This window comes from Stenotrophomonas thermophila (assembly GCF_001499715.1).
Lineage (GTDB): Bacteria > Pseudomonadota > Gammaproteobacteria > Xanthomonadales > Xanthomonadaceae > Stenotrophomonas > Stenotrophomonas hibiscicola.
In genome coordinates, this window is record NZ_CVIW01000019.1 from 52402 (window position 1) to 61210 (window position 8809).

Annotated in this window: 9 protein-coding genes; all 9 read left to right on the forward strand. The window is 66.9% G+C overall.

Annotated elements, in window-relative coordinates:
- Positions 1-223: 223 nt before the first annotated feature.
- A complete protein-coding gene (gene rpoE, locus BN1263_RS10405; protein ID WP_019662172.1) occupies positions 224-844 on the forward strand; it encodes an RNA polymerase sigma factor RpoE in 621 nt (206 codons plus the stop codon).
- Positions 841-1722, forward strand: a complete 882-nt coding sequence (locus tag BN1263_RS10410) for a sigma-E factor negative regulatory protein (protein ID WP_058981013.1) — start codon at positions 841-843, stop codon at positions 1720-1722. The genes rpoE and BN1263_RS10410 overlap by 4 nt, the downstream gene beginning before the upstream one ends.
- 74 nt (positions 1723-1796) lie before the next feature.
- Entirely contained in the window at positions 1797-3329 is a 1533-nt protein-coding gene (locus tag BN1263_RS10415) for a DegQ family serine endoprotease (RefSeq protein ID WP_058981015.1), read from the forward strand.
- A 180-nt stretch (positions 3330-3509) separates the two neighbouring features.
- Entirely contained in the window at positions 3510-5303 is a 1794-nt protein-coding gene (gene lepA / locus BN1263_RS10420) for a translation elongation factor 4 (protein ID WP_019662169.1), read from the forward strand.
- A 54-nt stretch (positions 5304-5357) separates the two neighbouring features.
- Positions 5358-6152, forward strand: a complete 795-nt coding sequence (gene lepB, locus BN1263_RS10425) for a signal peptidase I (protein WP_019662168.1) — start codon at positions 5358-5360, stop codon at positions 6150-6152.
- A 37-nt stretch (positions 6153-6189) separates the two neighbouring features.
- On the forward strand, positions 6190-6573 hold the full coding sequence (locus BN1263_RS10430) for a DUF4845 domain-containing protein (protein WP_010482821.1): 384 nt from the start codon (positions 6190-6192) through the stop codon (positions 6571-6573).
- Complete coding sequence (rnc, locus tag BN1263_RS10435) at positions 6563-7243, forward strand: ribonuclease III (RefSeq protein ID WP_019662167.1); 681 nt, start codon at positions 6563-6565, stop codon at positions 7241-7243. Before BN1263_RS10430 ends, rnc begins: the two co-directional genes overlap by 11 nt.
- Positions 7240-8136, forward strand: a complete 897-nt coding sequence (gene era / locus BN1263_RS10440; RefSeq protein ID WP_019662166.1) for a GTPase Era — start codon at positions 7240-7242, stop codon at positions 8134-8136. Before rnc ends, era begins: the two co-directional genes overlap by 4 nt.
- An 18-nt stretch (positions 8137-8154) precedes the next feature.
- The coding region (gene recO / locus BN1263_RS10445) for a DNA repair protein RecO (RefSeq protein WP_058981017.1) at positions 8155-8809 on the forward strand (655 nt) is incomplete at its 3' end.

The following is an 8809-nucleotide window of genomic DNA, read 5'->3' on the forward strand; positions in this document are numbered from 1 at the left end:
CGGTTGTGTATGGAGAAGAGGCTATGATCCAGAGGTTGTTTCCCCCGCGTCAAATCCCAATAGCAGGGGAGTGGCGCCCCCGGATCCATGGCCGTGGACCGGGACGCTAACGGAACGGTGGTTAAAAGCTGGTGCGGCGCCAGGTGATCGGCGACTGAACTTTTCCCGGGATTGGCAGTCTCATTGCCCGACGTCGGTTGGGCTGACAGGAGTGCGGCCCCTCATGGCCGAGGTTGATACACCACAGGAGCTGGATCTGGAACTGGTCCGGCGCGTGCAGCACGGCGAGAGTGCCGCCTTCGATGTCCTGGTGCGCAAGTACCAGCATCGGGTGGTGGCCCTGGTCGGTCGCTACATCGCCGACTGGAGCGAATGTCAGGACGTCGCCCAGGACACTTTCATCCGCGCCTACCGCGCGATCGGGAGTTTCCGTGGCGACGCCCAGTTCTCAACCTGGTTGCATCGAATCGCCGTGAATACCGCCAAAAACTACCTGGCTTCACACAATAGACGGCCGCCGACCGATGACATCGACATCGGCGACGCCGAACAGTTCGACACCGGTACCCGCCTGCGCGACACCGACACGCCCGAACGCGAGTTGATGCGCCAGGAGCTGGAACAGACGGTAATGAAGGCCGTCAACGCGCTGCCGGAAGAACTCCGGTCGGCAATCACCCTGCGCGAGGTGGAAGGCCTGAGCTACGAGGATATCGCGCAGAAGATGGGGTGCCCGATCGGCACGGTGCGTTCACGGATCTTCCGGGCGCGCGAGGCGATCGACACCGAACTCCGGCCGCTGCTGGACATCGGCAGCGCCACCCGTGAGAAGAGCCGCGTATGACCAGTAAACCGTTCAACGAATCGCAGAACCACCAATCGCCCGCCGGACAGCGCCTGGACCAGCGCCATCGCGAGCAGCTGTCGGCCCTGGTCGATGGTGAGCTGGGCGCCGATGAAGCGCGCTTCCTGCTGCGCCGGATGGAGCACGACCCCGAGCTGGCCGGATGCCAGGAACGCTGGCAGCTGCTGGGCGACGTGATGCGCGGGCAGGCGTCGGCGCTGGCGCCGGTCGGCTTCAGCGCGGCCGTGGCCGCCGCCATCGCGGCCGAACCGGCGCCGCAGGTCGAGCCGCGTCGCCAGGTACGCCGCAGTGGCTGGCGGGCCTGGGGCGGCGGCGCCGCCCTGGCCGCGTCGGTGGCCGCCGTCGCGCTGTTCATCGGCGGCGAGAAGCTGAAGGAGGCCACGCCGGGTGAACCGCTGGCGCCGCAGGTGATCGCCAGCCAGGCGGAGCTGGCGCCGGCGCCAACCGCGCCGGCCCCGGTGACCGAGGCTTCGGTGGATACGGCCGCGATGGCCGTGGCTGCTGCGCCGGCTGTGGCGATGGCCGCTTCCAGCCGTCGTCAGGACGCCCGCCGTGCCAGCGCCACGCGTACCCAGCAGGCTGCGCGTGCCGCCCAGCGCGACGAGGCCCCGCAACGGGCCGTCGCCGCAGCGCCGGCGCCGTTGACCCCGACCGTGCCGGCCAACGCCAGCCGCAACCTGCCGTTCGGCGAGGTGGGCGGACTGCAGGCCCGGCCGTGGCCGCGCTCCAGCCTGGCGCCCGCTGCCGGTGGCGCACTCAATGCCAGCTTCCCGGCCCATGCCGGCGGCGCGGCGTTCTATCCGTTCGAGCCGCGCCTGCAGGACGACCTGCCGGTGCCGCAGCGCCCGCGCGACTGAGCCGGGCGCTTTCACGCCCCGCCGCCGGCGGGGTCCGTATTCCTCTTTCCATCCGATCCGGAGGTTGCCGTCCGATGACTCCCCGACTCCGCACGCAGGCCATGGGTCTGCTGGCCCTGACCCTTCCCCTGGTGGCCTGCGCACAGGCCACCGCGCCTGCCGCGCAGACCCAGCCTGCGCCAGCTGCAGCAGCGCGGGCACCGGCGCAGCCGCTGGTCAGCGGCCTGCCCGACTTCACCAATCTGGTCGAACAGGTCGGCCCGGGCGTGGTCAACGTCGACACCACCATCGTCCGCAACAACCGCCAGGTCGCCCGCGGCCCGATGGGCGACGATGACATGCCGGAGTTCTTCCGCCGCTTCTTCGGCCCGGACTTCCCGATGCCCGGGCAGGGGCCGGGTGGGCCGGATGGCGGCCCCAGCATCAAGGGCCGTGGCATGGGCTCGGGCTTCATCATCTCGCCCGATGGCTATGTACTGACCAACTACCACGTGGTGGCCGATGCCAGCGAGGTGAAGGTCAAGCTGGGCGACCGCCGTGAGTTCACCGCGAAAGTGGTGGGCAGCGACCAGCAGTACGACGTCGCGTTGTTGAAGATCGACGGCAAGAACCTGCCGACCGTGCGCGTTGGCGACTCCAACTCCCTCAAGCCGGGCCAATGGGTGGTCGCGATCGGCTCGCCGTTCGGCCTCGATCACTCGGTCACTGCCGGCGTGGTCAGCGCCCTTGGCCGCAGCACCGGCGGGCCGGACCAGCGCTACGTGCCCTTCATCCAGACCGACGTGGCGATCAACCAGGGCAACTCCGGTGGCCCGCTGCTGAACACGCGTGGCGAAGTGGTCGGCATCAACTCGCAGATCTTCTCTGCTTCGGGCGGCTACATGGGCATCAGCTTCGCGATCCCGATCGACCTGGCGATGAGCGCGGTCGAGCAGATCAAGAAGACCGGCAAAGTCACCCGTGGCCAGCTCGGCGCGGTGGTGCAGGAAATCGACGGCCTGAAAGCGCAGGCGATGGGCCTGCCGGACAGCCGCGGCGCCCTGGTCAACCAGATCGTGCCGGACTCGGCTGCAGCCCGGGCCGGGGTGAAGATCGGCGATGTGATCCGTTCGGTGAACGGCGCGCCGGTCAACAGCTGGTCCGACCTGCCCCCGCTGATCGGCGCGATGGCACCGGGCAGCCGGGTCACCCTGGGCGTGATCCGCGATGGCAAGCCGCGCGACCTCAGCGCCACCCTGACCGCACTGACCGAAGATGCGCAGGCCAGTTCGCGTGGCCCGGCTGCCGGCAACAGCGATGCGGCTCCACAGGCCGGCGCCAACGCCCTGCTGGGGCTGGACGTCAGTGACCTGACCGCGCCGCAGCGCAAGCAGCTGGGCCTGGAATCGGGCGAGGGCGTGCGCATCACCGGGGTCAAGGGCCAGGGCGCGCGCGATGCGGGCCTGTCTCCGGGCATGGTGATCCTGCAGGTAGCCAGCACCCAGGTCGGCAGCGTGGACGCGCTGAACCGTGCGCTGTCCAGCTACAAGAAGGGCGACGTGGTGATGCTGCTGGTGCGCACCGGCAGCGGCAACAGCGCGTTCGTAGCGGTCAAGGCTGGCCAATAAGGCCGGTGCAAGGCCGCCCCGGCGGCCACGTGGTTCCCCCGAAGCCCCGCCCCGGCGGGGCTTCGGCCATTCCGGGCCCGGCTCGATGAGGCCGTTTTCGCGGGCGGGCGCCGGGCATGCGATAATCGACCGTTACCCTGACGACGCCGCGCGCCGCCGCCACCTATGTCTTCTGATTCGATGCGGAACATCCGCAACTTCTCCATCATCGCCCATGTCGACCACGGCAAGTCCACGCTGGCCGACCGCATCATCCAGCTCTGTGGTGGCCTGCAGGCCCGCGAGATGGAAGCGCAGGTGCTCGACTCCAACCCGATCGAGCGCGAGCGTGGCATCACGATCAAGGCGCAGTCGGTGTCGCTGCCGTACCTGGCCAAGGACGGGCAGACCTACCACCTGAACTTCATCGACACCCCCGGCCACGTCGACTTCTCCTATGAAGTCAGCCGCTCGCTGGCCGCCTGCGAAGGCGCGCTGCTGGTGGTCGATGCCGCCCAGGGCGTGGAAGCGCAGTCGGTGGCCAACTGCTACACCGCGGTGGAGCAGGGCCTAGAAGTGGTGCCGGTGATCAACAAGATCGACCTGCCCACCGCCGACATCGAGCGCGCCAAGGCCGAGATCGAGGCCGTGATCGGCATCGACGCCTCCGACGCGGTGCCGGTCAGCGCCAAGACCGGCTTGAACGTGCAGGATGTGCTGGAAGCGATCGTGCACCGCATCCCGCCGCCGGCGCCGCGCGACACCGACAAGCTGCAGGCGCTGATCATCGATTCGTGGTTCGACAATTACCTGGGTGTGGTGTCGCTGGTGCGCGTGATGCAGGGCGAGATCAAGGCCGGTGACAAGCTGCAGGTGATGTCCACCGGCCGCAACCACCAGGTCGACAACGTTGGCGTGTTCACCCCGAAGCGCAAGGTGCTGCCGGCGCTGAAGGCCGGTGAAGTGGGTTGGGTCACCGCCAGCATCAAGGACGTGCACGGTGCGCCGGTCGGCGACACGCTGACCCTGGCCGGCGACCCGGCCCCGAAGCCGCTGCCGGGCTTCCAGGAAATGCAGCCGCGCGTGTTCGCCGGCCTGTTCCCGGTCGACGCCGAGGACTACCCGGACCTGCGCGAAGCGCTGGACAAGCTGCGCCTGAACGACGCCGCGCTGCGTTTCGAGCCGGAAAGCTCCGAGGCGATGGGCTTCGGCTTCCGCTGCGGCTTCCTGGGCATGCTGCACATGGAGATCGTGCAGGAGCGCCTGGAGCGCGAATACAACCTGGACCTGATTAGCACCGCGCCGACGGTGGTGTACGAGGTCCTGAAGACCGATGGCTCGATCATCAACATGGACAATCCGGCCAAGCTGCCGCCGGTGAACCAGGTCGAGGAGATCCGCGAGCCGATCATCCGTGCCAACGTGCTCACTCCCGAAGAGTACATCGGCAACATCATCAAGCTGTGCGAAGAAAAGCGCGGCAGCCAGATCGGCATCAATTACCTGGGCAGCCAGGTGCAGATCAGCTATGAATTGCCGATGGCCGAGGTGGTGCTGGACTTCTTCGACAAGCTGAAGTCGGTCAGCCGTGGCTATGCCTCGCTGGACTACCACTTCGTGCGCTTCGACGCGGGCCCGTTCGTGCGCGTGGACGTGCTGATCAACGGTGACAAGGTCGATGCCCTGTCGCTGATCGTGCACCGCAGCCATGCCGACCGCCGCGGCCGCGAGCTGTGCGAAAAGATGAAGGACCTGATCCCGCGCCAGATGTTCGACGTGGCCATCCAGGCCGCCGTTGGCTCGCAGATCATCGCCCGCACCACGGTCAAGGCCATGCGCAAGAACGTGCTGGCCAAGTGCTATGGTGGCGACGTTTCGCGCAAGAAGAAGCTTCTGGAAAAGCAGAAGGAAGGCAAGAAGCGCATGAAGCAGGTCGGCCGCGTGGAGATCCCGCAGGAAGCGTTCCTGGCCGTGCTGCAGATGGACAACAAGTAAGCCCGCACCGGCCCTGCGGGGCCGGTCGTCCGGTGACGTTGCAAAGGACCCTGAATGAAACTGTTTGAGATCCTCCTGGTCGTGCTGACCCTGGCCTCGGGCCTGATCCTGCTTGCGGACAAGCTGTACCTCGCCAAGCGTCGCGCCCAGCGCGCGGGCCTGCTCGATTCCGAGCCGGTGCTGGTGGATTACTCGCGTGCGTTCTTCCCGGTGCTGGCGATCGTGCTGGTCGTGCGCAGCTTCATTGCGGAGCCGTACAAGATTCCATCCAGTTCGATGATGCCGAACCTGCTGATCGGCGATTTCATCCTGGTCAACAAGTTCTCCTATGGCCTGCGCCTGCCGATCAGCAACACCAAGATCGTGCCGTTTGGCGAGCCGTCGCGTGGTGACGTGGTGGTGTTCCACTTCCCCGGCCATGGCGAGAACGATCCGGCCAAGGGCGAGAACTTCATCAAGCGCGTGATCGGCGTGCCGGGTGACACCGTGGTCTTTGAAGGCGACGGCGTGATCCTCAACGGCGAGCCGCTGAAGTATGACAACAAGGGTATCTACGCCGGCCACAAGGGCCAGGGCGAGGGCGCCAACCTGCTGCTCGAGCACCTGCCGGGCCGCACCCACACGGTGCTGGAGACCGACTATCCGCGCGGCCAGGGCCAGTGGACCGTGCCGGCCGGCAAGTACCTGGTGATGGGCGACAACCGCGATAACAGCGATGATGGCCGGTTCTGGGGCCTGCTGCCGGAAGAAAACCTGCGCGGCAAGGCGTTCCTGATCTGGCTGAACTGCCAGGGCTGGTTGTGCAAGGATGGCTTCGAGCCGTCGCGGATCGGCTCGAGCATCAACTGAGTACCTTCACATCCAACGCGTATCTGGGGAGAACGCAATGAAGACGATGAACACGCAGCGTGGCATGACCTTGACCTCGTTCCTGACGGTCCTGATCGTGGTGGGCTTCTTCCTCTACATCGGCATGAAGCTGTTCCCGATGTATCAGGAGTACTACGCTGTGCGCTCGGCGATGAAGAGCCTGGCCAACGAGCCGGGCGTGGGCAGCATGGAGCCGGCGCGCATCCAGGACCTGTTCTTCAAGCGCCTGTACATCAACTACTCGGACAACGTGAAGCCGGCCAACGTGAAGTTCGACCGTCGCGACAATGGCTGGACCCTCAAGGTCAACTACGAAGTGCGCCGTCAGCTGATCGGCAACCTCGATGTGGTTGGCAAATTCGATTCTTCCCAGGACCTGACACGAAGCGGTGCCCAGTAAATTCATCCAACGTGGCGACCTGATCGGTCATGCCTTCAGCGACCCGGCGCTGCTCAAGCAGGCGCTGACGCATCGCAGTGCCGGTGCGCCGCACAATGAGCGGCTGGAGTTCCTTGGCGACAGCATCGTCAACATGATGGCGGCCGAGGCGTTGTACCGGCGCTGGCCCAAGGCCGACGAAGGGGCGATGACCCGTGCCCGCGCAGAGCTGGTGCGTGAAGGCGCGCTTGCGGTGATCGGGCGCAGCCTGGAACTGGGCGAGCGGCTGACCTTGGGCCCGGGCGAAATGAAGTCTGGTGGTCATCGCCGCGACTCGATCCTGGCCGATGCGGTGGAAGCCGTGGTGGCTGCGATCTACCTGGATGCCGGCTTCGAGGCCTGCCGGGCAGTGGTGCTGCCCTGGTTCAGTGCTTCGATCGAGGCGCTGCCGGCCTCGGGCCGGCCCGAGAAGGATCCCAAGACCCGCCTGCAGGAATGGCTGCAGGCCCGACAGAAGGCGTTGCCGCAGTACGAGCTGGTGTCAGAATCCGGTGACGACCACGCCAAGCACTTCCGGGTACGCTGCAACGTAGCCGACCCGGCCGCCAGCACCGAGGGCGAAGGCGCCTCGCGGCGGCTTGCCGAACAACAGGCGGCTGCGGCCGTCCTAGAACAACTGGATTCCAAGTGAGCGAACAAACTTCCCATCATTGCGGCAGCGTGGCCGTCATCGGCCGCCCGAACGTGGGCAAATCGACCCTGACCAATGCCCTGGTCGGCGCCAAGGTCAGCATCGTTTCCAACCGCCCGCAGACCACGCGCCATCGCCTGCTGGGCATCGCCACCTATCCGGAAGGCCAGCTGGTCCTGGTCGACACCCCCGGCCTGCACAAGGTGCAGAAGCGGGCGATGAACCGGGTGATGAACCGCGCCGCGCGTGGCTCGCTGGAAGGCGTCGATGCCGGCCTGCTGGTGATCGAAGCCGGTCGCTGGGATGAAGAGGACAGCCTGGCGTTCAACGTGCTGCGCGACGCCGGCATCCCGGTGGTGCTGGTGGTCAACAAGATCGATCGCCTGAAGGAAAAGGGCGCGCTGCTGCCGTTCCTGCAGCAGGTGACCGAAGGTCGCGACTTCGCCGCCGTGCATCCGATCTCCGCGCAGAAGCGCAACGGCCTGGAAGCATTGGTGCGCGATGTGCTGAAGCTGCTGCCGGAAGCCCCGCCAATGTTCGGCGAGGACGAGATCACCGACCGCAGCCAGCGTTTCCTGGCCGGTGAACTGGTGCGCGAGCAGCTGATGCGCCAGCTCGGCGAGGAACTGCCGTATGCCACCACGGTGGAAATCGAGCGTTTCACCGAAGATGGCAACCTGCTGCGCATCGGTGCGGTTATCTGGGTCGAACGTGAAGGCCAGAAGGCGATCGTGATCGGCAAGGGTGGCACCCGGCTGAAGGAGATCGGCGCCAAGTCCCGCCTGCAGATGGAACGTCTGTTCGGGGCCAAGGTGTTCCTGGAGACCTGGGTGCGCGTGCGTGAAGGCTGGTCCGACGACGAGGCCGCACTGAAGGCCTTCGGTTACGAGTAAGTCGTTGCGGTCGCTTCGATGCTGATCGAGGACGACACCGGCTTCGTGCTGCATGCACGGGCCTACCGCGAGACCAGCCTGCTGGTCGAAGTGCTGAGCGCGCAGCATGGCCGTATCGGCCTGCTCGCGCGTGGTGTGTCAACCGCCAAGGGCCAGGTGCTGCGCGCTGCCCTGCAGCCATTGCAATGGATCCGCTTCAGTGCCCAGCAGCGCGGTGAACTGGCCCAGCTGCGCGGCGCTGAGGCGCTGGATGCGGCACCCAGGCTGGTCGGCCAGGCGATGCTGGCCGGCTTCTACCTGAGTGAACTGACCCTGCGCCTGGCTCCGCGCCAGGACCCGCTGCCCGGGTTGTACCTGGCCTACGGCGAGGCGCGTGCGCGTCTGGCCGTGGGCGCCGGCCTGGCCTGGACCCTGCGTCGCTTCGAACGCGAGCTGCTGTCCGCGCTGGGCCTGGGTTTCGATCTGGACAGCGCCAGCGATGGCCAGCCGATCGACCCGGCGGCGCGCTACGAACTGGATCCTCAGGAAGGCGCGCAGCGACTGCTGAGCGAGCGCGGCGGGGAACGCCGGGCGGCGGCCACTGGCTCGGCGCTGTTGGCGCTGGCGGCCGACGAAGAGCCCGCTGCCGCCGACCTGGCCAGCCTGCGCCTGCCGATGCGGCGGGTGCTGGCCC